The following is a 21,848-nucleotide window of genomic DNA, read 5'->3' as shown; positions in this document are numbered from 1 at the left end:
GCCCGATCCGCTGCCCGGCTACTCCGCCGCGCCCGCCAGATCCCGCAGCCGCCGCCCCTGGGCGGCGCGCTCGGCCGCGTACTGCGCGTCCTCCGTGTGGGTCCGCGCGGTACGGAGCAGGGCCTTCGTCTCGTTGACGGCGTCGCGCGGCGGGGCGAGCAGCGCGGCGGCCAGGTCGGCGACGGCGGCGTCCAGCTCGGCGGCGGGCACCACGAGGTTGGCGAGCCCGGTGCGCTCGGCCTCGTCCGCGTGCACGAAGCGCCCGGTGACGCAGATCTCCAGCGCGCGGCCGTAGCCGACCAGCTCGGCGAGCGGCTTGGTGCCGGTGAGGTCGGGCACCAGGCCCAGGCTGGTCTCGCGCATGGCGAACTGCACATCGTCGGCGCACACCCGCAGGTCACAGGCCAGCGCGAGCTGGAATCCGGCCCCGATGGCATGGCCCTGGACGGCGGCGACCGTGATCAGGTCGGTGCGCCGCCACCAGGTGAAGGCCTGCTGGTACCCGGCGATGGTCGCGTCCAGCTCGCCCGCGTCGCCGCGCCCGAGATCGAGGAACGACGGCCCGCCGTCGAAGCCCTCGGGCGTGAACGCCTGCCGGTCGAGTCCGGCGGAGAAGGACGGCCCCTCGGCGCGCAGCACCGCGACCCGTACCTGCCCCGGCAGCAACCGTCCCGCTTCGGTCAGCGCCTGCCACAGGGCGGGCGACTGCACGTTGCGCTTGGCCGGATTGCACAGGGTGATGGTGGCGACGGTGCCGGTGCCGTCCAGCGCCAGCCGGATTCCGTCGCGTTCGAGCAGGATGGTGTCTTGGGGCATCAGTGACCTCCGAACGGACCGCGTACGTGATTACCGAAGAGTAACCAACGGCTCGGCACGCAGTCGCGCAGGGTCGGGAGGCGCCCGCGGGTCAGGCGGTGACGGCCTTCTTGCCCCGTGTCGCTCCGCCGCGACCGCGCAGGGTCACGCCGGACTCGCTGAGCATCCGGTGCACAAAGCCGTAGGACCGGCCGGTCTCCTCGGCCAGCGCCCTGATGCTCGCACCGGAGTCGTACTTCTTCTTCAGGTCTGCCGCGAGCTTCTCGCGCGCGGCGCCGGTCACCCGGCTGCCCTTCTTCAGAGTCTCGGCCACCCGTGCCTCCTCCAGGGAAGTGCGCTATGGACTCTCATGATCACCCCTAAGCGCTCTCCTGGCCACCCATTCGACAAGGTCTGTCACGGGACATTCACCGCGTGAATCCCGCGATAGCCGCCGAAGAACGTTCCGCGGCGCGCGATTTTCGCCGCAGAATTCCCGGCCGTGAACGCTTCCCGCACAAGAGCAGCAGGTCAGCGGGCATCCGTAAGGTGTTTGCCGATGTCACACCACTGATCGCCATGAGACGCCCGCGCATGGCGCGGGGTGCGCGTGAGTACCAGCCGGACTCACACAGATGACGGACGCGCGGTGGGCCGAATGATCCAATGGGCATGATCATCCGGCGAGCGCGGCGCTTGTCAGGCGGCTCGTCGGGCGGCTTGTCGAGCGACTCGTCGGGCGGCTTGTCAGGCCAGCGCGACGAGATCCGCGTAGTCCTGGCCCCAGAGGTCCTCGACGCCGTCGGGCAGCAGGATGATCCGCTCCGGCTGCAGCGCCTGCACGGCGCCCTCGTCGTGCGTGACCAGCACGACCGCGCCGGTGAAGGTGCGCAGCGCGCCCAGGATCTCCTCGCGGCTGGCGGGGTCCAGGTTGTTCGTCGGCTCGTCGAGCAGCAGCACGTTGGCGCTCGACACGACCAGCGAGGCCAGCGCGAGCCGGGTCTTCTCGCCGCCGGACAGCACACCGGCCGGCTTGTCCACGTCGTCGCCGGAGAAGAGGAAGGAGCCGAGGATCTTCCGTATGTCCACCAGATCGGTGTCGGGGGCGGACGACCGCATGTTCTCCAGCACCGTGCGGTCCGGATCCAGCGTCTCGTGCTCCTGCGCGTAATAGCCGAGCTTCAGGCCGTGGCCGGGCGTCACCTCGCCCGTGTCGGGCGTCTCCACCCCCGCCAGCAGCCGCAGCAGCGTGGTCTTGCCCGCGCCGTTCAGCCCCAGGATCACCACGCGCGAACCGCGGTCGATCGCGAGGTCCACGTCGGTGAAGATCTCCAGCGAGCCGTACGACTTCGACAGACCGCTCGCCATCAGCGGCGTCTTGCCGCAGGGCGCCGGGTCCGGGAAGCGCAGCTTGGCCACCTTGTCCGAGACGCGCACCGCCTCCAGGCCGGAGAGCAGCTTGTCCGCGCGCCGCGCCATGTTCTGCGCCGCGACGGTTTTGGTGGCCTTCGCGCGCATCTTGTCGGCCTGGGAATTGAGCGCGGCGGCTTTCTTCTCCGCATTCGCGCGTTCCCGCTTGCGGCGCCTCTCGTCGGCTTCCCGCTGCTGCTGGTAGAGCTTCCAGCCCATGTTGTAGACATCGATCCCGGCGCGGTTCGCGTCGAGATAGAAGACTTTGTTCACGACGGTCTCGATGAGGTTCGTGTCGTGCGAGATGACGATGAATCCGCCGCGGTACGTCTTGAGGTAGTCGCGCAGCCAGCTGACCGAGTCCGCGTCGAGGTGGTTGGTCGGCTCGTCCAGCAGCAGGGTGTCGGCGTCCGAGAAGAGGATGCGGGCCAGCTCCACGCGGCGCCGCTGGCCGCCCGACAGGGTGTGCAGCTGCTGCCCGAGGATGCGGTCGGGCAGGCCCAGCGCCGCCGCGATGGTCGCCGCCTCGGCCTCCGCGGCGTAGCCGCCCTTGGTGAGGAACTCCGTCTCCAGGCGGGCGTACTTCTTCATCGCGTTCTCGCGGGTGGCGCCCTTCCCGTTCGCCATCCGCTCCTCGTTCTCGCGCATCTTGCGCAGCACGACGTCGAGGTCGCGGGCGCCGAGGATGCGGTCGCGGGCGAGGACGTCGAGGTCGCCGGTGCGGGGGTCCTGGGGGAGGTAGCCCACCTCCCCGGAGCGCGCGACGCTCCCCGCCGCCGGCTGGCCCTCGCCGGCCAGCACCTTGGTCAGGGTCGTCTTCCCGGCGCCGTTGCGGCCGACCAAACCGATGCGATCGCCCTTGGCGACCTGGAAGGAGGCGGACTCGATGAGGATGCGGGCGCCGGCGCGCAGCTCGATGCCGGTGGCGGTGATCACGAGGCCAGTCTACTGGCCCGCTCCCCTCTCCCTTTTGCCGCCCGGCGGCGGGGGGCGCCCCGGGGTGCACCTTGCGGTGGGCTTCGCGACCTTACGGTGCGTGGGGGGTTGCTCGCGCAGTTCCCCGCGCCCCTGGTGGTTGCCCTCTACGCGCAGGGTGAGCGTTTTTAGGGGCGCGTGGGGGCACCTCCCGGGCGGAGCCTGGGGGAGAACGGAGCGACCAGCCCACCACCGGGAGAAGATCGCGGCGCCCACCGCAAGGGGCAGGTCAGGGCGTGCCTGTGTGGACCTGGAAGGCGGCCTTGCGCATTGCCTTCGCCAGGGCGGGGTCGGGGTGGGCGGCGGCGAGGGCGACGAGGACCTGGACGGTGCGGGGGTGGCCGACGTCGCGGACCTCTTCGAGGAGGCCGCGGACGGAGCCCTGGACCGCGGTGTCGAGGTGGCTCACCAGCAGGTGGTCCTCGCCGTGGTCGGCGACCGCGGCCGCCGTGTCCACCCACAGCCACGTCGCCTCCTCCCGGGTGAGGAGGGCCGTCGCGGTGTCGGGGTCGTCGCCGTCGAGTTCGGCGAGCCAGAGGACCGCGTACGGGCGGAGCACCGGCTCGTCCACGACCGCCCGCACCGCGGGCTCCGCGGGGTCGCCGACGACCCGCAGCGCCTCGAAGGCGAGCCCGCGCAGCAGCGCGTCGTCGCCGCGGGCGGTGTCGAGCAGTTCGGCGACGGCGGGCGCGACGGGACGCGCGGCGAGCCAGGCGCGGTATTCCGCGCGGGCGGGGCCGGGCGAGAGCCGGGAGCAGGCCCGCAGCATCGTCGGGGCGGACTGCTCCATGTGCCCGGCGGGCCCCTGCGCGGCAACGCAGATCTGCTCCAGCTTGACCCACACCGCCCAGCTGCCCAGCGGGGTGAGGGCGACCTCGTCGGGACGCGCGGGGTCGCGCGGCTGGAGCGCTCCCACCCGGGCGACGGCGTCGAGCGTCCAGTCGAGCAGCGTCGGCAGCGGGTCGCCGGCGCCGTCGGCGGGCGGTTCGTGCCGCTCGGTGCGCAGTTCGGCGACGCGCTGCCGCAGCAGGTCCAGCAGCGTGTCGATCGGGACCGGCCCGTTGGACAGGTGCAGGAAGGACAGCAACTGCGGCGCGGCCTCTATGACTTCGGCGACCAGCGCCGGATCGGGGCCGGTGCTCTCGCCGGGCAGGAAGGGGTGGGCGAGCGACCACGCGTCGAAGAGCGCGACCCAGCCGCGCAGCACCGCCGTGTCGTCGCTGTCCCAGGCGCGCAGCCGCCAGCCGGGCACCGCGGCGCCGCCGTGCAGTTCGATCAGGCCGGAGAGCCGGGCGTGGTCCCACGCGGTGCGGATCAGCCGGGGCGTCAGGTCCAGGTCGGCGGCGGCGCGGTCGAGCGCCTCGGCGGAGAGTATGCCGGTCGGTCCCGCGGTGCCCGGCCCGGTGCCCGCCCAGCGCGCGAGCCGTACCGCGGCGCCGAGTTCGGCCCGGGCGAGCCGGGCGAGATCCGGCAGCGGAGGGGTGCCTTCGGGCGGTCGGGCAGGCCGCGACCTGCGCGTTGTCGCGGTCCTGCGGGCCGCGGTGAGCGGCCGCCGGGGAACCAGGCGGAGCGGAGTGTCTCGCGGGCTACGGGACGTCACCTGAGCAGTCTCGTACGAGCGGGCCCAGATTCCCAATCGGGCGGGGATTCCCGCGGTGACGCGCTCACATGAGCGGGGTGAGGAAGCGCCGCAGCGTCTCCTCGTAACCGGCCGGGTCGGCGTTCCACATCGCGCCGTGCTGGGCGCCGCGGACGGTGTGCAGCAGCACCGACTCCGGGTGCCGGGCGGCGAGTTCGCGGGAGGCGTCCCAGGGCGCGAGGGTGTCGTCGGGGCCGTGGAAGAGCAGCGTCGGGACGGTGGGCGGCGCGGGGTCGGCCGGGGCCGTGCCCTCGCGCAGCGGCTGCACCCGGCGGCCCTCGGCCGCGCGCACCGCGAGCTGGGTCAGCGGGGCGGGCAGGCCGTGCGACTCCGCGGCCGCGGACACCGTGGCCCGCCAGTCCAGCACCGGCGAGTCCAGCACGAGACCGGCGACCCGGGCCCGTACCGCCGACAGCCGCTGGGCGTGCAGGGCCATCGTGGCGCCCACCGACCAGCCGTACAGCACGAGGCGCTCGGCGCCGTACTCGACCGCGTAGCGCATCGCCGCGTCCAGGTCACGCCACTCGGTACGGCCGAGGTGGCCGATGCCGTCCGCGGGCCGCGGGGCGTCCGGGTCGCCGCGGTAGCCCAGCACGAGCTGGGTGAAGCGGTGGTGGTGCAGCGTCGGCAGGACGTTCATCGCGTGCTCGCGGGTCGCGCCGAGGCCGTGCACGGTGATCACCCAGGTGCTGCGGGCGCCCGGCAGATACCAGGCGGGCAGCGGGCCCAGCTCGCCCGGGACCTCGACCTCGGTGAAGTCCAGCCCGAGCGCGGTCCGCGGGTCCCCGCGGTGCACCTGCGGGGTGAGGCGGACGGCGGTGCCCTGGTCGAGGGAGCCGTGCGGGACGGCGAGCAGCTTGCGGGTCACGGCGTAGGCGGTGCTGTCCACGACGTCGCCGGCGATGGCGTGCAGGCCGGTGTCCGCGGTGAGGCCGTACACGCCGCGGCGCGCGGAGGCGGCGGTGCGGGTGAGGGTGACGCGGTCCTCGGTGACCGCGTGCACGGTCACCGCGCCCTCCGGGGCGGGGCCCTCGGCGGGCGGCCGCAGGGCAAAGCGGGAGCCGTACCGGCCGGCCACCACGAGGGCGGCGGTGCCGGCACCCAGCACGGTCGTGGCTGTCGCCACGGCGGTTCTCAGTCGCATCCCGTCCAGTGTCGCGCGCGCATGCGCCTCCGGCCATCCGGAAGCCCTCCGCCGGGTGACCCGGCCTCGCCCTTGAGCTGCCACTTGCGGTGGCCGTCGCGATCGTCCGCCGGTGGTGGGCTGGTCGCGCAGTTCCCCGCGCCCCTGGTTTGCCGGCCTGCGTGGCATGCGCGAGCTTCTCCCGCGCAGGGTGAGCGTTTTTAGGGGCGCGGGGAACTGCGCGCTCAGCCCCCACCGGGGGAAAGGCACCGTGCCACGCCAAGTGGCAATCACCTGGGGGCGCGGGGAACTGCGCGACAAGCCCCCACGCGCGGACGATCGCGTAATGCACCTCCGGGGGCAGCCCGGGGCGCGAAGGGGCGCGGGGAACTGCGCGAGCAACCCACCACCGGCAGAAGGTCGCGGCACCCACCGCGAGGGGCAGCTCAGCGCGGCTGGCCGTACGCGGCGAGAGCCGCAGACGCCGCGCTGAGGTCGTCCGGGGACAAGGTCCGCGGACGGCCCGCGGAGGTCGCGAGGAGCCAGACGCGGCTCATCCATTCGAGCTGGGCGGTGTGCTCGTAGGCCCGCGCCAGCGACGCCGCGTGGACGAGGGTGCCGTGGTTGGCGAGCAGGCACGCCGTGCGCCCCCGGAGCGCGGCGACCGCCCCCGCCGCGAGCTCGTCCGTGCCGTAGAGGGCGTAGGGCGCGACGCGTACGGGCCCGCCGAGCGCCGCGGCCATGTAGTGGACGGGCGGCAGCTCGTCGGTGAGAAGGGTCACGGCGGTGGCGTGCGGCGCGTGCGTGTGGACGATCGCGCCCGCGTCCGTGGCGCGGTAGACGGCGAGGTGGAGCGGCAGCTCGCTGGTGGGGCGCAGCTCGCCGCGCACCTGGCGCCCGTCGAGGTCGACGGCGACGGCGTCCGCGGGGCGCAGCCGCTCGTACGGCACGCCCGTGGGCGTCACGACGACGAGGTCGCCGACCCGGGCGGAGACGTTGCCGGAGGTGCCGACGACGAGCCCGTCGGCGACGCTGCGGCGGGCCGCGGCGACGACGTCCTCCCACGCCCCGGCGACAGCATCCTGCACGGTGAATCCTTTCGTTTCCGGGCCCCGGCACGGGCATTATCACCGCCCCCCGCGCCCCCGCGGTTGTAGCACCGTTTGTATACCGTACCGACGGTCACTCTTGGTGCTCCATTCATCGGCCTGTCATGTTGGCACCACGCGTCCCCCACCAGTTCACCTCCCGTTCATGAACGGTCCGTACGGTCGGCTCGCCACTGTCCGATCGAACGATTGCCTGGGTCCATGGAACACATGACGCTCCTGATCGGAATCGTCATCGCCACCGCTCTCGCGTTCGATTTCACGAACGGTTTCCACGACACCGCCAACGCGATGGCCACGACCATCTCGACCGGGGCCCTCAAGCCGAGGACGGCGGTGGCCATGTCCGCCGTGCTGAACCTCGTCGGGGCCTTCCTGTCCGTCGAGGTCGCCAAGACCATCTCCGGCGGCATCATCGACGAGTCCGCAGGCGTCAGACCGCAGATGATCTTCGCCGCGCTGGTCGGCGCGATCGTCTGGAACATGCTGACGTGGCTGGCCGGGCTGCCCTCCAGCTCCTCGCACGCGCTGTTCGGCGGGCTGATCGGCGCGACCCTGGTCGCGGTCGGTCGGCACGGCGTCCACGGCGACGCCGTCGTCATGAAGGTCCTGATCCCGGCGCTCGCCGCCCCCTTCGTGGCGGGCCTCGCCGCCTTCGTCGCGACCCGGCTCAGCTACCGGCTGGACCGCAAGGCCGACCCGCGGGCGACCGCGAAGGGCTACCGCGCCGGGCAGATCGCCTCGGCCGGGCTCGTCTCGCTCGCGCACGGCACCAACGACGCGCAGAAGACCATGGGCGTGATCACCCTCGCGCTGATCACCGGCGGCGTCGTCGCCCCGCACTCCGACCCGCCGCTGTGGGTCATCGTCTCGGCGGGCGCGGCGATCGCGCTGGGCACGTACATCGGCGGCTGGCGGATCATCCGCACGATGGGCAAGGGCCTCACCGACATCCAGCCGCAGCAGGGCTTCGCGGCGCAGACCGGCGCCGCCGCCACCATCCTGGCCTCGTCCCACCTGGGCTTCGCGCTGTCCACCACGCAGGTGTGCTCCGGCTCGGTGATGGGCGCGGGGCTGGGCCGCAGCGGCGCGGTGGTGCGCTGGAGCACCGCGGGGCGGATGGTCGCCGCGTGGGCGCTGACGCTGCCCGCGGCCGGGCTGGTCGGCGCGGGCGCCGCGCTGCTGGCCGACCAGGGCAACTGGGGGGTGGCCGCGGTCGCCGTGCTGGGGCTCGCGGTGTGCGCCGCGATCCGCCACGCGGCGCGCCGCAGGCCCGTCACGCACGCCAACGTCAACGACGAGGTCGCCGACGACACGGCGGGAGTCCCCGAGCCGCAGGGCGCGGTGACCGCGGCCATCGCCGCCGTGATCCCGCCGCCGGCCGGCACCCCCGCCCCCACCGCGACGGTCTGAAGGAGTCCCGAATGAGCATCGACTGGCACGCCCTCGGCTCGGTCCTGGTCGTCACGCTGCTGTCCACCGTCGGCCTGGTCGGCGTCTTCACCCTCGGCGTCGTCGGCCTGTCCCGGCCGGCGGGCGGACCCGGCGGCCTGGCCGCGCGCGGCGGCGCCTACGCGTGCTTCGCCGCGTGCGCGGCGGCGGTCGCGTGGGGGATCTGGCTCATCGTCGCCAAGTAGCGCCCGCGCGCCGCGCTCAGCACCGCGCTGAACACCACTGCCCGGCGGCGGGGTGTGGACCTCACCACACTCCGTCGCCGCAGGTCAAGGGCAGGTTGACGCGGTCGTTGCGGCCGTGGTGGACTGCCGGATGCCATACGGCGGCAGGAGAGGAAGTCCGGTGCGAATCCGGCGCGGTCCCGCCACTGTCACCGGGGAGTGCACTCCCGAACCCGTACGTCACGGCCGGCTCGCCGGCTGGAAGACCCGGGAGTGCGTAGATCCGGGAGCCAGGAGACTCTCACCGCCGGTCACGTCGAACCAGGGCGCGGACCCTGAGTGAGGACAACAGCCATGCCCGGCGCCACTCCCCCACCGATCTGCTCCGTTCCGTCCCCCCGAGGTGTGACGGCGGTCTGAGCCATGCGTGCCGATCGCACCTACGCGTACGGCGCCGCACTCGGCTTTCTCGGCGATCTCGTCGCGGGTGACCCGCGCCGCGGCCACCCGGTCGCGGCGTTCGGGCGCGTGGCGGGTGCGCTGGAGCGCCGGATGTGGCGTGACGACCGGCTCACCGGTGCCGTGTACGCGGCGCTGTGCACCGGGGCCGCGGCGTCCGCCGCCGGGCTCGCGGCGCGTGCCGCCCGCCGCTCCCCCGCCGCGTCCACCGCGCTGGCCGCGGCCTGCACCTGGGCCGTGCTCGGCGGCACCTCGCTGGCCCGCGAGGCCCGGGCGGTGGGCGCCGCGCTCGAAGCGGGCGACCTCGACGCGGCCCGGGCCCGGCTGCCGCACCTGTGCGGGCGCGACCCGCAGCACCTGGACGCCGCCGGGATCGCCCGCGCGGTCGTCGAGTCCGTCGCCGAGAACACCTCGGACGCGGTCGTCGGCGCGCTGGTGTGGGGCGCGGCCGCGGGCCCCGCCGGGCTCGCGGGTTTCCGCGCCGCCAACACGCTGGACGCGATGGTGGGCCACCGCTCCCCGCGCCATCTGCGGTTCGGCTGGGCCGCGGCGCGCTTCGACGACGCGGTGGGCCGGCCCGGCGCCCGCCTCACCGCGGCCCTCGCCGTCCTCGCGGGAGCGCACCCGGGCGCCGCCTGGCGCACCTGGCGCCGCGACGCCGCCGCCCACCCGAGCCCCAACGCGGGCCCGGTGGAGGCCGCCTTCGCGGGCGCCCTGCGCGTCCGTCTGGGTGGCACCCTCTCCTACGCGGGCCGGATCGAGCACCGGGCCGTCCTGGGCGCGGAATTCCCGCCGCCGGGTGCGGCGGACATCGAGCGGGCGGTCGTCCTGTCCCGCCGGGTGTCGGCACTGGCGCTGGCGGTGAGCGTGCTGCCGTCGCTGGTGGGCGGCCGCGGGCCGGTTTCTTTCCCGCCCCGACGCCGGGCAGCCCGTACGAGCGGACCGGCGGTGCCGAACACCCGGCAGGGGGAGGCGCCGTGAGGGGCCTCATGGTCGCGGGCACCGCGTCCGACGCGGGCAAGAGCGTCGTCACCGCGGGGATTTGCCGCTTCCTGGTGCGGCAGGGCGTGCGGGTCGCCCCCTTCAAGGGGCAGAACATGTCGCTCAACTCCTTCGTCACGCGCGACGGCGCGGAGATCGGGCGGGCCCAGGCCGTACAGGCGCAGGCCGCCCGGGTGGAGCCGTCCGCGCTGATGAATCCGGTGCTGCTCAAGCCGGGCGGCGACCGCAGCAGCCAGGTGGTGCTGCTGGGCAGGCCGGTGGGCGAGATGTCGGCCCGCGGCTACCACGGGGACGGCGGTTTCCAGGGCGAGTTGGTGGACGTCGTCGCCGACTGCCTGGAGCAGCTGGCGCGTTCGTACGACGCGGTGGTCTGCGAGGGCGCCGGGAGCCCCGCGGAGATCAACCTGCGGCGTACCGACATCGTCAACCTGGGCCTGGCGCACCGTGTGAAGCTCCCCGCGCTGCTGGTGGGCGACATCGACCGCGGCGGCGTCTTCGCGGCGTTCTTCGGGACGACCGCGCTGCTGCCGCCCGAGCAGCAGGCGCTGCTCGCGGGCTACGTCGTCAACAAATTCCGCGGCGACGTGACGCTGCTGGAGCCGGGCCTGGAGATGCTGCGCGGGCTGACGGGCCGCCCGACGCTGGGCGTGCTGCCGTACGCGCGGGGCCTGGTCATCGACGAGGAGGACGGCCTGCACGTCCGCGAGCACGCCGCGGGCGAGCCGTACGGGCGCGAGACGCTGCGGGTCGCGGTGGTGCCGCTGCCGCTGATGTCGAACTTCACGGATCTGGACGCGCTCGCCGCCGAGCCCGGCGTGGAGGTGCGCTTCACCGACCGGCCGTCCGAGGTGGCCGCCGCCGACCTGGTCGTGCTGCCCGGCACCCGCGGCACGGTGCGGGCGCTGGAGTGGCTGCGGGCCCGCGGCCTCGCGGCGGCGGTGGAACGCCGCGCGGCGGCCGGCCGCCCGGTGCTGGGCATCTGCGGCGGCTTCCAGATCCTGGCCGAACGCATCGAGGACGACGTCGAGTCGAAGGCCGGTACGGTCCGCGGCCTCGGCCTGCTGCCCGCCCGGATCCGCTTCGCCGCCGCCAAGACGCTGGCCCGGCCCGCCGGTCGGGCGTACGGCGAGCCCGTCGAGGGCTACGAGATCCACCACGGCGTGGCCGAACTCGGCTCCGGCGGCGAGCCGTTCCTCGACGGGCTGCGGGTCGGCGCGGTGTGGGGCACGCACTGGCACGGCTCGCTGGAATCCGACGGCTTCCGCCGGGCCTTCCTGCGCGAGGTCGCGGGCGTCGCGGGCCGCGCCTTCGAGCCCGCGCCGGACACCGACTTCGCCGCGCTGCGCGAGGCGCAGCTCGACCGGCTCGCCGACCTGGTCGCCGAGCACCTGGACACCGCCGCGCTGCTGCGGCTCATCGAGGACGGCGCGCCCGCCGGCCTCCCCTTCGTCCCACCGGGGGCACCATGACGATCGTTCTGCTGCTGTCCACCGCCGACACCGACCTGCTCGCCGCCCGCGCCGCCACCGGCGGGGCGACGGCCTACCGCATCGCCAACCCCTCGCGGGTGGACCCGGGTTCGGACCTGCCCGGCCTGCTGGCGGGCGCCGACCTCGTCGTGGTGCGGCTGCTGGGCGGGCGCCGGGCGTGGGAAGAAGGGCTCGCGGTGATCGCCGCGTCCGGGGTGCCGTCGGTTCTGCTGGGCGGCGAGAGCGTGCCGGACGCGGAGCTGATGGCGCTGTCGACGGTGCCCGCGGGTGTCGTCGCGCAGGCGCTGCGCTACCTCGTGGAGGGTGGCCCGGCGAATCTGGCGGAGCTGGCGCGCTTCCTGTCCGACACCGTGCTGATGAGCGGCGAGGGCTTTGAACCGCCCTGCCCCATGCCGCAGTTCGGGGTGCACGGCGACGACCGGGGCCGTGACCCGGCGCGCCCCACGGTGGCGGTGCTCTTCTACCGGGCGCACGAACTGTCCGGCAACACCGCCTTCGTGGACACCCTGTGCGCGGCGGTCGAGGCGCGCGGCGCCAACGCGCTGGCGGTGTACTGCGGTTCGCTGCGCGGCGCGGATCCCGCGCTCTTCGCGCTGCTGGGCCGGGCGGACGCGATCGTGGCGACGGTGCTGGCGTCCGGCGGCACGGTCGCCGCCGACGCGTCGGCCGGGGGCGACGACGAGGCGTGGGACATCGGCGCGCTCGCCGGGCTCGACGTGCCCGTGCTCCAGGGCCTGTGCCTGACCTCGTCGCACAAGGCGTGGGGCGAGTCGGACGCGGCACTGTCGCCGATGGACGCGGCGATGCAGGTGGCGATCCCCGAATTCGACGGGCGGCTGATCACCGTGCCGTTCTCCTTCAAGGAGACCGGCGAGGGCGATGTGCCGGTGTACGTCGCCGATCCGGAGCGGGCCGCGCGCGTCGCGGGCATCGCCGTACGGTACGCGGCCCTGCGGCACGCCCCGAACGCGGGCAAGAGGATCGCGCTGGTCTTCACCGCCTACCCCACCAAGCACTCCCGGGTCGGCAACGCGGTGGGCCTGGACACCCCCGCCTCCGCGGTGCGGCTGCTGGAGGAACTGCGGGCGGCCGGTTACGACACCGGTGAACACCCGGCGGACGGCGACGAGTTGATCCACCGGCTGATCGCCGCCGGGGGGCACGACGTGGAGTGGCTGACCGAGGAGCAGCTGGCCGCCGCCCCGGCCCGGGTGCCGCTCGCCGACTACCGGCGCTGGTTCGACCGGCTGGACGAGGGCCTGCGCGCGTCGATGCTGGAGCACTGGGGCGAGCCGCCGGGCTCGCTCTACGTGGACGGCGACGACATCGTGCTGGCGTCGCTGCGCTTCGGCAACGTCGTGGTGCTGATCCAGCCGCCGCGCGGCTTCGGCGAGAACCCGATCGCGATCTACCACGACCCCGACATGCCGCCGTCGCACCACTACCTGGCGGCCTACCGCTGGCTCGACCACACCTTCGGCGCCGACGCGATCGTGCACCTGGGCAAGCACGGCACGCTGGAGTGGCTGCCCGGCAAGGGACTCGGCCTGTCCGCCGGGTGCGCGCCGGACGCGGTGCTCGGCGAGATCCCGCTCGTCTACCCCTTCATCGTCAACGACCCGGGTGAGGGCACGCAGGCCAAGCGGCGCGGCCACGCGACCGTGGTGGACCACCTGGTGCCGCCGATGGCGCGCGCCGACTCCTACGGCGACCTCGCCAAGCTGGAGCAACTCCTCGACGAATACGCCCTGGTGAACGACCTGGACCCGACGAAGGCCCCGGCGATCCGCGGCCGGATCTGGGAGCTGGTGCGGGCCGCCGAGCTGCACCGGGATCTGCACGTCGACGAGCAGCCCGGCGAGGACGACTTCGACGACTTCGTGCTGCACGTCGACGGCTGGCTGTGCGAGATCAAGGACGTCCAGATCCGCGACGGCCTGCACATCCTGGGCGCGGGTCCCGTCGCCGAGGCGCGCGTCAACCTCGTGCTGGCGGTGCTGCGTTCGGCCCAGGTGTGGGGCGGCAAGGGCGGCGCCCTGCCGGGCCTGCGGGCCGCGCTCGCCGAGCATGTCGGTCTTGTGGAGAAGGAGTTGCTGGCCGCTCCCGGTGAACACCTCGCCGTACCGGCGGCGTTGACGGCGCTCGCGGAGGGGCCCGCGCGTACCGCGTCCGACGCGGTCGACCTGCTGGAGCAGGTGGCGCGGCGGCTCGCGGAGACGATGGAGGCGCGCGGCTGGGCGCCGGACGCGGCGGCCGCGACCGTACGCGAGGTGCTGGACGCCGAAGTCCCCGCGGCGGTAAGGGTGCTGGACTTCGCCGCGACGGAGGTCGTGCCGCGGCTGGCGCGTACCAGTGACGAGCTGGGGCACATCCTGCGGGCGCTGCGCGGCGGTTACGTGCCCGCGGGCCCGTCCGGCTCCCCCACCCGGGGCCTGGTCAACGTGCTGCCGACCGGGCGCAACTTCTACTCCGTCGACCCCAAGGCGATCCCGTCCCGGCTGTCGTGGGACGTCGGCTCCGCGCTCGCCGCGTCGCTGCTCGCCCGGCACCTCGCCGACCACGGCGCCTACCCGAAGTCCGTGGGCCTGACGGTGTGGGGCACCTCCTGCATGCGCACGCAAGGGGACGACATCGCGGAGATCCTCGCGCTGCTGGGCTGCCGCCCGGTGTGGGACGACGCCTCGCGCCGCGTCACCGGCTTCGAGGTCGTCCCGGCCGCCGAGCTGGGCCGACCGCGGATCGACGTCACCGTGCGCATCTCCGGCTTCTTCCGGGACGCCTTCCCGCACGTCGTCGCGCTCATCGACGACGCGGTACGGACGGTCGCCGAGCTGGAGGAGGACGCGGACGCCAACTACGTCCGCGCGCACGCCGACGAGGACACCGCCGCGCACGGCGACCGGCGGCGCGCCACCGCCCGCATCTTCGGTTCCAAGCCCGGCGCGTACGGCGCGGGCCTGCTGCCGCTCATCGACGCCCGCAACTGGCGCTCCGACGCCGACCTCGCCGAGGTCTACGCGGTGTGGGGCGGCTACGCGTACGGCCGCGGCCTCGACGGGCGCGCCGCGCGCGGCGACATGGAGGCCGCCTTCCGGCGCATCCAGGTCGCCGCGAAGAACGTCGACACCCGCGAGCACGACCTCGTCGACGCGGACGACTACTTCCAATACCACGGCGGCATGGTCGCGATGGTCCGCCACCTCACCGGCGCCTCCCCCGAGGCGTACGTCGGCGACAGCGCCCTCACCGACCAGATCCGCACCCGCACGCTCGGCGAGGAGACCCACCGCGTCTTCCGCGCCCGCGTCGTCAACCCCCGCTGGATGGCGGCGATGCGGCGGCACGGCTACAAGGGCGCCTTCGAGATGGCCGCGACCGTCGACTACCTCTTCGGCTACGACGCGACGGCGGGCGTCGTGGACGACTGGATGTACGAGCGGCTCGCCGCGGAGTACGTCTTCGACGCGGAGAACGCGGACTTCATGCGGAAGTCCAACCCGTGGGCGCTGCGGGGGATTTCGGAGCGGCTGCTCGAAGCGGCGGACCGGGGCCTGTGGGCGGCCCCGGATCCGGAGACCCTTGCGCGTCTGCGCGAGACCTATCTCGCCCTGGAGGGCGACCTGGAGGGCGAGTCATGAGCGGCACCCCGCGGGGCGGCTACGCGCCGCCGTGCTTCCCACCGTCGCCGGGTGCGGGTCCCTTGCGCGCCCCCTCCCCCTACCTGCGGTGGGGGGACCCCCAGCCGGGCGGAACGATGGCCCGCAAAGGGAGACGCAGATCGCAGGGCAGACCGGGCCCGCGTCCGGCGGCGGTGGGGATCAGTGCGGCGGGGTGCCGCGATCAGGTGGAGGAGGACGCGTGACCTATCCGTTCAGTGCCCTCGTGGGCCAACAGGAGCTGCGGCTCGCGCTCGTGCTCAACGCGGTCTCGCCCGCGGTGGGCGGCGTGCTGGTGCGCGGCGAGAAGGGCACCGCCAAGTCGACCGCGGTGCGGGCGATGACCGCGCTGCTGCCCGCCGTCCGCGTCGTCCCCGGCTGCCGGTTCTCCTGCGAGCCGGGGTCCGCCGACCCCGCGTGCCCGGACGGCCCGCACCCGGCGGACGGGGGCGCCCTGGAGCGCCCCGCACGGCTCGTGGAGCTGCCGGTCGGCGCGTCCGAGGACCGCCTCGTCGGCGCCCTCGACCTCGAACGCGCCCTGGCCGAGGGCGTGAAGGCCTTCGAGCCGGGCCTGCTCGCGGCCGCGCACCGCGGCATCCTCTACGTCGACGAGGTCAACCTGCTGCACGACCACCTGGTCGATCTGCTGCTGGACGCCGCCGCGATGGGCGCGAGCCATGTCGAGCGCGAGGGCGTGTCCGTCACGCACGCCGCCCGCTTCCTGCTCGTCGGCACGATGAACCCCGAAGAGGGCGAGCTGCGCCCGCAGTTGCTGGACCGCTTCGGCCTGACCGTGGAGGTCGCGGCGTCCCGCGACACCGACGAGCGGGTGGAGGTCGTCCGGCGGCGGCTGGCGTACGACGCCGACCCCGCCGGTTTCGCGGACAGTTGGGCGGCGCAGGAGCGGGAGGTGCGCGAACGCATCGCCGCCGCACGGGCGTTGCTGCCCGAGGTGCGGCTCGGGGATTCCGCGCTGCGGCAGATCGCGGCGACCTGCGCGGCCTTCGAGGTCGACGGCATGCGCGCGGACATCGTGATGGCCCGCACCGCGACCGCGCTGGCCGCGTGGGCGGGACGCACGGTCGTACTCGCCGAGGACATCCGGCAGGCGGCGCTGCTCGCGCTGCCGCACCGGCGGCGCCGCAACCCCTTCGACGCGCCCGGCCTCGACGAGGACACCCTCGACCAGGCGCTCGCCGAGGCCGCGGCGCAGTCCGAACCCGATCCGGAGGCGGAGCCCGACAAGGACCCGGACGACCCGGACCCCGACGGCGACGGGAACGGCCCCGGCGGAGGCGGCGGCATCCCGCCGCAGCCCGCGGACGGCCCGCCCGACGCCGCCGACTCCCCCGACTCCCCCGCGGAGAGCCCCGCCGCCCCCGGCTCCGGCGCCCCCGACGCCGAAGGCGCCCCCGGCCCCGGCTCCCCCCGCGAGCAGCCCGCGGCCGCCGCCGAGGCACCCTTCCGGGTCAGGCCGCTGACCGTGCCCGGCCTCGGCGAGGGCGCGGCCGGGCGCCGCTCCCGCGCCCGTACCGCGCACGGCCGTACGACCGGCGCCCGGCGCCCCCGCGGCGCCCTCGGCAAGTTGCACCTGGCCGCGACCGTGCAGGCCGCGGCCCCCCACCAGCGGGCGCGCGGGCGCAGCGGCCCCGGGATCGTCGTCCGCGCGGACGACCTGCGGGAGGCCGTCCGGGAGGGCCGGGAGGGCAATCTCGTGCTCTTCGCCGTTGACGCGTCCGGCTCGATGGCGGCCCGGCAGCGGATGTCGGCGGTCAAGGGCGCGGTGCTGTCGCTGCTGCTGGACGCCTACCAGCGGCGCGACAAGGTCGGCCTGGTCACCTTCCGCGGCAAGGACGCCGAGCTGGCACTGCCGCCGACGTCGTCGGTCGACGCGGGCGCCGCGCGGCTGGAACGGCTGCCCACCGGCGGCCGCACCCCGCTCGCCGCGGGCCTGCTGAAGGCGCACGACGTGCTGCGCGTCGAGCGGCTGCGCGACCCGGCGCGGCGCGCGCTGCTCGTCGTCGTGACCGACGGGCGGGCCACCGGCGGCCCGGAGCCGCTCGCGTACGCCGCCCGCGCCGCCCGGCTGCTGGCGGCGACGGGGACGGCCGCGGTCGTCGTGGACTGCGAGTCGGGGCCGGTACGCCTCGGCCTCGCGGGCACGCTCGCCGCCGACCTCGGCGGGGTCGCGGTGACGCTCGGCGAACTGCGGGCCGAGACGGTGTCGTCCCTGGTCAAGGACTTCCGGAGGGCCGCGTAATGCCGCAGGGACAGCCCGCTTCCGTCCCCGACGACGGCCTGACGACGCGGCAGCGCCGCAACCGGCCGCTGACGATCGTGCACACCGGCACGGGCAAGGGGAAGTCGACGGCCGCCTTCGGGCTCGCGCTGCGGGCGTGGAATCAGGGCTGGCCGGTGGGGGTCTTCCAGTTCGTGAAGTCCGCGAAGTGGCGGGTCGGCGAGGAGCGCGCGCTGCGGGTGCTGGGCGCCTCCGGCGAGGGCGGCACGGTGGCCTGGCACAAGATGGGCGAGGGGTGGTCGTGGGTGCAGCGCTCGCTCGACGACAGCGAGGAGGCGGCCCGGGAGGGCTGGGAGCAGGTCAAGCGCGACCTGGCGGCGCAGACGTACCGGCTGTACGTGCTCGACGAGTTCGCGTACCCGATGACGTGGGGCTGGGTCGACACCGCCGAGGTCGTGGCCGTGCTGCGGGAGCGGCCCGGGAGCCAGCACGTCGTGATCACCGGGCGGAACGCGCCCGCCGAGCTGGTGGCCACCGCCGACCTCGTCACCGACATGACCAAGGTCAAGCACCCCATGGACGCGGGCCAGAAGGGGCAGAGGGGCATCGAGTGGTAGCCCGCCTCGTCGTCGCCGCGCCCGCGTCCGGCTCCGGCAAGACCACGGTCGCGACCGGCCTGATGGCCGCGTACGCGGCAGCGGGCCACGCCGTCTCCCCGCACAAGGTCGGCCCCGACTACATCGACCCCGGCTACCACGCGCTCGCCGTCGGGCGCCCCGGCCGCAACCTCGACCCCTTCCTGTGCGGCGAGCACCGCGTCGCCCCGCTCTTCCGGCACGCCGCGCGGGGCTGCGACCTCGCCGTGGTCGAGGGCGTCATGGGCCTGTTCGACGGCGCCGCGGGCCGCGGTGAGCTGGGCTCCACCGCGCAGGTCGCGACGCTGCTGCGGGCGCCGGTCGTGCTCGTCGTCGACGCGTCGGCGCAGTCTCGGTCGGTGGCCGCGCTCGTGCACGGCTTCACGACGTTCGACCCGCGGGTGCGGGTGGGGGCGGTGGTCCTCAACAAGGTGGCGTCGCCGCGGCACGAGCGGATGCTGCGCGAGGCGCTGGAGGAGGCGGGCGTCCCGTGCGCGGGCGCGCTCCCCCGCGAGGCCGAACTCGCCGTGCCCTCCCGGCACCTGGGGCTCGTGCCCGCCGCCGAACGCGACGCCGCCGCCCGCGCGTTCGTCCGCGCGGCGGGGGCGCGGGTGGGCGAGTTCTGCGACCTCGCCATGCTGCTGGCGCTGGCGCGCTCGGCCCCGCCGCTGACGGCTCCGCCGTGGGAGGCGACGGCGGAGGTCGCCCTCTCCCGGGGCGGGGGCGAAATCCAGCCCGTCCGGCGTTTGAGGACCGGGGTTCGGGGCGGAGCCCCGGGCGGGGTCCGGGGTGCCACCCCGGTTTCGGGAAGGGGCGGGTCAGGGGAAGAACCCCACCCGCGCCCCGTCGTCGCCATCGCGCGCGGGGCGGCCTTCAGCTTCTCCTACGCCGAGCAGGCGGAACTGCTCCGGGCCGCCGGAGCGGACGTCGTCGCCCTCGACCCGCTCACCGACGAGGCCCTCCCCGAAGGCACCCGCGGCCTCGTCCTCGGCGGCGGCTTCCCGGAGATGTACGCGGCGGAACTCTCCGCCAACTCCCGCCTCCGCGACGAGATCACCCGCTTCCGCGGCCCCGTCGCCGCGGAGTGCGCGGGCCTGCTCTACCTCGCCCGCGACCTCGACGGCCACCCCATGTGCGGCCGCCTGCCCACCTCCGCCGCGATGACCGGCACGCTCACGCTCGGCTACCGCGAGGCCGTCGCGCTCGGCGACAGCCCGCTCGCCGCGGCCGGCACGCGCGTGCGCGGGCACGAATTCCACCGCACTACGGTGACCCCGGAGTCGGGGGCCGCCCCCGCGTGGGGCCTCACGCACCCCGAGCGCCGTACCGAGGGCTTCGTGGACGGCTCCGTGCACGCCTCCTATCTGCATCTGCACTGGGCCGGCGAGCCGTCGCTCGCGACCCGTTTCACCGAGAGGTGTGCCACATGGACGTGAGGCGTCTGACCGGCGTCGGGGTCGGCCCCGGCGACCCCGAGCTGGTCACGGTCAAGGGCGTGGCCGCGTTGCGCGCCGCGGGCGCGGTGGTGGTGCCGGTGATGGACACCGGCGAGACCGGCCGCGCCGAGGCGACGGTGCTGCATTACGTGGAGCCCGCGCGCGTCGTACGCGTCGTCTTCGCGCTGAACGAGCGCGCCGACCGGTCCCGCCGGGAGGCCGCGTGGGACGCGGCGGGCGCGCGGGTCGCGGACCTGCTCCGTACCCACGGCACGGTCGCCTTCGCGACGATCGGCGACCCCAACGTCTACTCGACCTTCACCTACCTCGCCCAGACCGTCGCGGGGCTCGTCCCGGGCCTGACGGTCGCGACCGTCCCCGGCATTACGGCCATGCAGGACCTCGCCGCCCGCAGCGGCGCGGTGCTCGCCGAGGGCACGGAGCCGCTGACGCTCGTCCCGGTGACGGCGGGCGCCACCGTGCTGAAGGCCGCGCTGGAGGGCCCGGGCACGGTGGTGGCCTACAAGTTCGGCCGCCTGGCCACCGAGGTCGCGGCGGCGCTGGCCGCCACCGGCCGCACCGCCGACGCGGTGTGGGGCAGCGCCCTGGGCCTGCCGGACGAGTCCATCCGCCCCGCGGCGGAGCTGACCGGCAGCGGCCCGCTGCCGTACCTGTCGACCCTGATCGCCCCCGCACGGCGGGACGGACGAGGAGGAAAGCTGTGAACATCGCCTGCGGCGCGCTGAGCACGGCAGGAGCGCGGGGGCTCCCCGGCACGCCTACGGCGAGGGCCGAGCCGATCGCCCCGCCGGGGGCCGGACCGCTGCGCACCACCACGGCAACCCCGCCGCCGACCGCCGGACCGCACGCGCACGCCACCGCCGGTCCGCTCTGCACCCCTGCGGCACGCCCCGCGCGTCCGACACCCGTACCGTCACACGCGGCACGCAGGATGCCCTGGGCGGCGGTAGGCCGATCGCGCGAGGGCGCCGCCACGGGGGCCGGACCGCTGCGCGCCGCTCGCGCGCCGGGCATCTCACGCCCTACGCCCGGTCCGTCACCCGCGGCGGGCACGCCGGACGGGGCGGACGCGCGCCCGGACGCCACCAGGGCGCGCGCCGCAGCCGCCGGGCCGCGCACCACCCGCGCCGCGGGCGGGGGTGTCCGATGAGGGGCAAGGTCACCTTCGTCGGGGCCGGGCCCGGTGCCGCCGATCTGCTCACCTTCCGCGCCGCGAAGGCCATCGCCGAGGCGGACGTCGTCATCTGGGCGGCGAGCCTCGTGCAGGAGGCGGTGCTGGAGCACGCCCGCGAGGGGGCGGAGATCCTGGACTCGGCGGGGATGTCGCTGGAGGACGTCGTCGCCGTCTACGGGCGCGTCGCCCGCGAGGGCCTGCGCTGCGCGCGCGTCCACTCCGGCGACCCCGCGCTGTGGGGCGGCACGCAGGAGCAGGTGGACCGCTGCGCGGAGCTGGACGTCGAGGTGGAGATCGTGCCGGGGGTGTCGTCCTTCTCGGCGGTCGCGGCGCGCGCCGGACGGGAGTTGACGATCCCGCGGGTCGCGCAGTCCGTCATCCTCACCCGGCTGGGCGGCGGCAAGACGCCGATGCCGCCGGGCGAGGAGGTCCGGGAGTTCGCGCGGCACGGCACGACGATGGCGGTCTTCCTGTCCGCCGCCCGCAGCGGCCAGCTCGCGGCGGAGCTGCTGGAGGGCGGCTACCCGACGGACACGCCGGTCGTCGTCGCACACCAGGTGACGTGGCCGGAGGAGCTGCTGCTGCACTGCACGGTGGGCACGCTGGAGGAGACGGTCAAGGTGCACCGCCTCTGGAAGCACACCCTCTTCCTCGTCGGCCCCGCCCTCGCGTCCTCCGGCACCCGCTCCCACCTCTACCACCCGGGCCACTTTCACGGCTTCCGCCGCGCGGACCCGACCGCCCGCCGCGACCTGCGGGCACCCCGTGACTGAGCGAGCGGCCGAGCCGCGGGTGCCGGGCCCCGACGGGCGTACGGCCGCGGCCGGGCAGGACGGCGGCCCCGAACCCCTGCCCGCGGGCGGGCCCGACGTCGTACGCGCGTCACCGGCCGCGCCCGGCCCGGACGACGCGGACACCTGCGCACCCGGCAGCCGCGACGACCTGCGCGGACCACGTCCCACCCCCGTCGCCTCCGGCCGGACAGGCACCGACGCGGCCCCCCTCGCACGCGGGAACGCCGCCGCGGACGACCGGGGCACCGGCGCCCAGGCCCCCCGCGCGGTCCCGC

At 75.2% G+C, this 21,848-nt stretch carries 16 protein-coding genes and 1 riboswitch; of the genes, 10 read left to right on the top strand and 6 right to left on the bottom strand.

Annotation, left to right across the window (positions count from 1 at the left end; all coding sequences use genetic code 11):
* Nucleotides 1-18: 18 nt before the first annotated feature.
* The 6 genes from ACH4SL_RS27530 to ACH4SL_RS27505 all read right to left on the bottom strand — a co-directional run bounded on the left by ACH4SL_RS27530 (nucleotide 19) and on the right by ACH4SL_RS27505 (nucleotide 7,030).
* Nucleotides 19-816 (bottom strand): enoyl-CoA hydratase/isomerase family protein, encoded by a 798-nt coding sequence (locus tag ACH4SL_RS27530; RefSeq protein WP_398450218.1) that lies wholly within the window; start codon nucleotides 814-816, stop codon nucleotides 19-21.
* Nucleotides 817-907: 91 nt separating this feature from the next.
* Entirely contained in the window at nucleotides 908-1,129 is a 222-nt protein-coding gene (locus ACH4SL_RS27525) for a helix-turn-helix domain-containing protein (RefSeq protein ID WP_031522969.1), read from the bottom strand.
* A 413-nt stretch (nucleotides 1,130-1,542) separates the two neighbouring features.
* The gene (gene abc-f / locus ACH4SL_RS27520; protein WP_398450216.1) at nucleotides 1,543-3,141 is read right to left on the bottom strand and encodes a ribosomal protection-like ABC-F family protein; all 1,599 of its coding nucleotides are present in this window, start codon (nucleotides 3,139-3,141) and stop codon (nucleotides 1,543-1,545) included.
* A gap of 268 nt (nucleotides 3,142-3,409) precedes the next feature.
* Nucleotides 3,410-4,780 carry a hypothetical protein gene (locus ACH4SL_RS27515; protein WP_398450214.1) on the bottom strand — a complete coding sequence of 457 codons (1,371 nt, stop codon included), beginning with the start codon at nucleotides 4,778-4,780 and terminating at the stop codon, nucleotides 3,410-3,412.
* 64 nt (nucleotides 4,781-4,844) lie between these two features.
* Nucleotides 4,845-5,963 carry an alpha/beta hydrolase gene (locus ACH4SL_RS27510; protein WP_398450212.1) on the bottom strand — a complete coding sequence of 373 codons (1,119 nt, stop codon included), beginning with the start codon at nucleotides 5,961-5,963 and terminating at the stop codon, nucleotides 4,845-4,847.
* 425 nt (nucleotides 5,964-6,388) lie between these two features.
* Nucleotides 6,389-7,030: a class II aldolase/adducin family protein gene (locus tag ACH4SL_RS27505; protein ID WP_398450210.1), complete on the bottom strand. Its 642-nt coding sequence runs from the start codon at nucleotides 7,028-7,030 to the stop codon at nucleotides 6,389-6,391.
* Nucleotides 7,031-7,252: 222 nt separating this feature from the next.
* On the opposite strand from ACH4SL_RS27505, the gene ACH4SL_RS27500 reads away from it, so the two are divergent.
* The 10 genes from ACH4SL_RS27500 to cobM all read left to right on the top strand — a co-directional run bounded on the left by ACH4SL_RS27500 (nucleotide 7,253) and on the right by cobM (nucleotide 21,552).
* Entirely contained in the window at nucleotides 7,253-8,464 is a 1,212-nt protein-coding gene (locus ACH4SL_RS27500; protein ID WP_398450208.1) for an anion permease, read from the top strand.
* An 11-nt stretch (nucleotides 8,465-8,475) separates the two neighbouring features.
* Nucleotides 8,476-8,688 (top strand): hypothetical protein, encoded by a 213-nt coding sequence (locus tag ACH4SL_RS27495; protein WP_398450206.1) that lies wholly within the window; start codon nucleotides 8,476-8,478, stop codon nucleotides 8,686-8,688.
* 148 nt (nucleotides 8,689-8,836) lie between these two features.
* Nucleotides 8,837-8,968: riboswitch (cobalamin riboswitch) on the top strand.
* A 122-nt stretch (nucleotides 8,969-9,090) separates the two neighbouring features.
* A complete protein-coding gene (locus ACH4SL_RS27490) occupies nucleotides 9,091-10,107 on the top strand; it encodes a cobalamin biosynthesis protein (RefSeq protein ID WP_398450204.1) in 1,017 nt (338 codons plus the stop codon).
* A gap of 8 nt (nucleotides 10,108-10,115) precedes the next feature.
* On the top strand, nucleotides 10,116-11,597 hold the full coding sequence (locus ACH4SL_RS27485) for a cobyric acid synthase (protein WP_398450348.1): 1,482 nt from the start codon (nucleotides 10,116-10,118) through the stop codon (nucleotides 11,595-11,597).
* Nucleotides 11,594-15,256 (top strand): cobaltochelatase subunit CobN, encoded by a 3,663-nt coding sequence (gene cobN / locus ACH4SL_RS27480; RefSeq protein ID WP_398450202.1) that lies wholly within the window; start codon nucleotides 11,594-11,596, stop codon nucleotides 15,254-15,256. Before ACH4SL_RS27485 ends, cobN begins: the two co-directional genes overlap by 4 nt.
* A 220-nt stretch (nucleotides 15,257-15,476) precedes the next feature.
* Nucleotides 15,477-17,534, top strand: a complete 2,058-nt coding sequence (locus ACH4SL_RS27475) for a putative cobaltochelatase (RefSeq protein ID WP_398450200.1) — start codon at nucleotides 15,477-15,479, stop codon at nucleotides 17,532-17,534.
* Nucleotides 17,534-18,130, top strand: a complete 597-nt coding sequence (gene cobO, locus ACH4SL_RS27470; protein ID WP_398450198.1) for a cob(I)yrinic acid a,c-diamide adenosyltransferase — start codon at nucleotides 17,534-17,536, stop codon at nucleotides 18,128-18,130. Before ACH4SL_RS27475 ends, cobO begins: the two co-directional genes overlap by 1 nt.
* Entirely contained in the window at nucleotides 18,124-19,584 is a 1,461-nt protein-coding gene (locus ACH4SL_RS27465) for a cobyrinate a,c-diamide synthase (protein ID WP_398450196.1), read from the top strand. The genes cobO and ACH4SL_RS27465 overlap by 7 nt, the downstream gene beginning before the upstream one ends.
* The gene (gene cobI / locus ACH4SL_RS27460) at nucleotides 19,575-20,309 is read left to right on the top strand and encodes a precorrin-2 C(20)-methyltransferase (RefSeq protein ID WP_398450194.1); all 735 of its coding nucleotides are present in this window, start codon (nucleotides 19,575-19,577) and stop codon (nucleotides 20,307-20,309) included. Before ACH4SL_RS27465 ends, cobI begins: the two co-directional genes overlap by 10 nt.
* Before the next feature lie 442 nt (nucleotides 20,310-20,751).
* Nucleotides 20,752-21,552, top strand: coding sequence for a precorrin-4 C(11)-methyltransferase (cobM, locus tag ACH4SL_RS27455; protein ID WP_398450192.1), 801 nt, complete (start codon nucleotides 20,752-20,754; stop codon nucleotides 21,550-21,552).
* Nucleotides 21,553-21,848 lie beyond the last annotated feature (296 nt).

It is taken from the genome of Streptomyces sp. NPDC021020, from assembly GCF_044333285.1.
Lineage (GTDB): Bacteria > Actinomycetota > Actinomycetes > Streptomycetales > Streptomycetaceae > Actinacidiphila.
Note: the sequence above shows the minus strand (reverse complement) of the source record. Positions and strands in the feature narration are given on the sequence as shown.

Coding starts and splice junctions, on each gene's coding strand:
- cobN (WP_398450202.1), top strand. CDS start 11,594: ATGACGATCGTTCTGCTGCTGTCCACCGCCGACACCGACCTGCTCGCC.
- ACH4SL_RS27500 (WP_398450208.1), top strand. CDS start 7,253: ATGGAACACATGACGCTCCTGATCGGAATCGTCATCGCCACCGCTCTC.
- cobM (WP_398450192.1), top strand. CDS start 20,752: ATGAGGGGCAAGGTCACCTTCGTCGGGGCCGGGCCCGGTGCCGCCGAT.
- ACH4SL_RS27510 (WP_398450212.1), bottom strand. CDS start 5,963: ATGCGACTGAGAACCGCCGTGGCGACAGCCACGACCGTGCTGGGTGCC.
- ACH4SL_RS27485 (WP_398450348.1), top strand. CDS start 10,116: ATGGTCGCGGGCACCGCGTCCGACGCGGGCAAGAGCGTCGTCACCGCG.
- cobI (WP_398450194.1), top strand. CDS start 19,575: ATGGACGTGAGGCGTCTGACCGGCGTCGGGGTCGGCCCCGGCGACCCC.
- ACH4SL_RS27495 (WP_398450206.1), top strand. CDS start 8,476: ATGAGCATCGACTGGCACGCCCTCGGCTCGGTCCTGGTCGTCACGCTG.
- cobO (WP_398450198.1), top strand. CDS start 17,534: ATGCCGCAGGGACAGCCCGCTTCCGTCCCCGACGACGGCCTGACGACG.
- ACH4SL_RS27490 (WP_398450204.1), top strand. CDS start 9,091: ATGCGTGCCGATCGCACCTACGCGTACGGCGCCGCACTCGGCTTTCTC.
- ACH4SL_RS27530 (WP_398450218.1), bottom strand. CDS start 816: ATGCCCCAAGACACCATCCTGCTCGAACGCGACGGAATCCGGCTGGCG.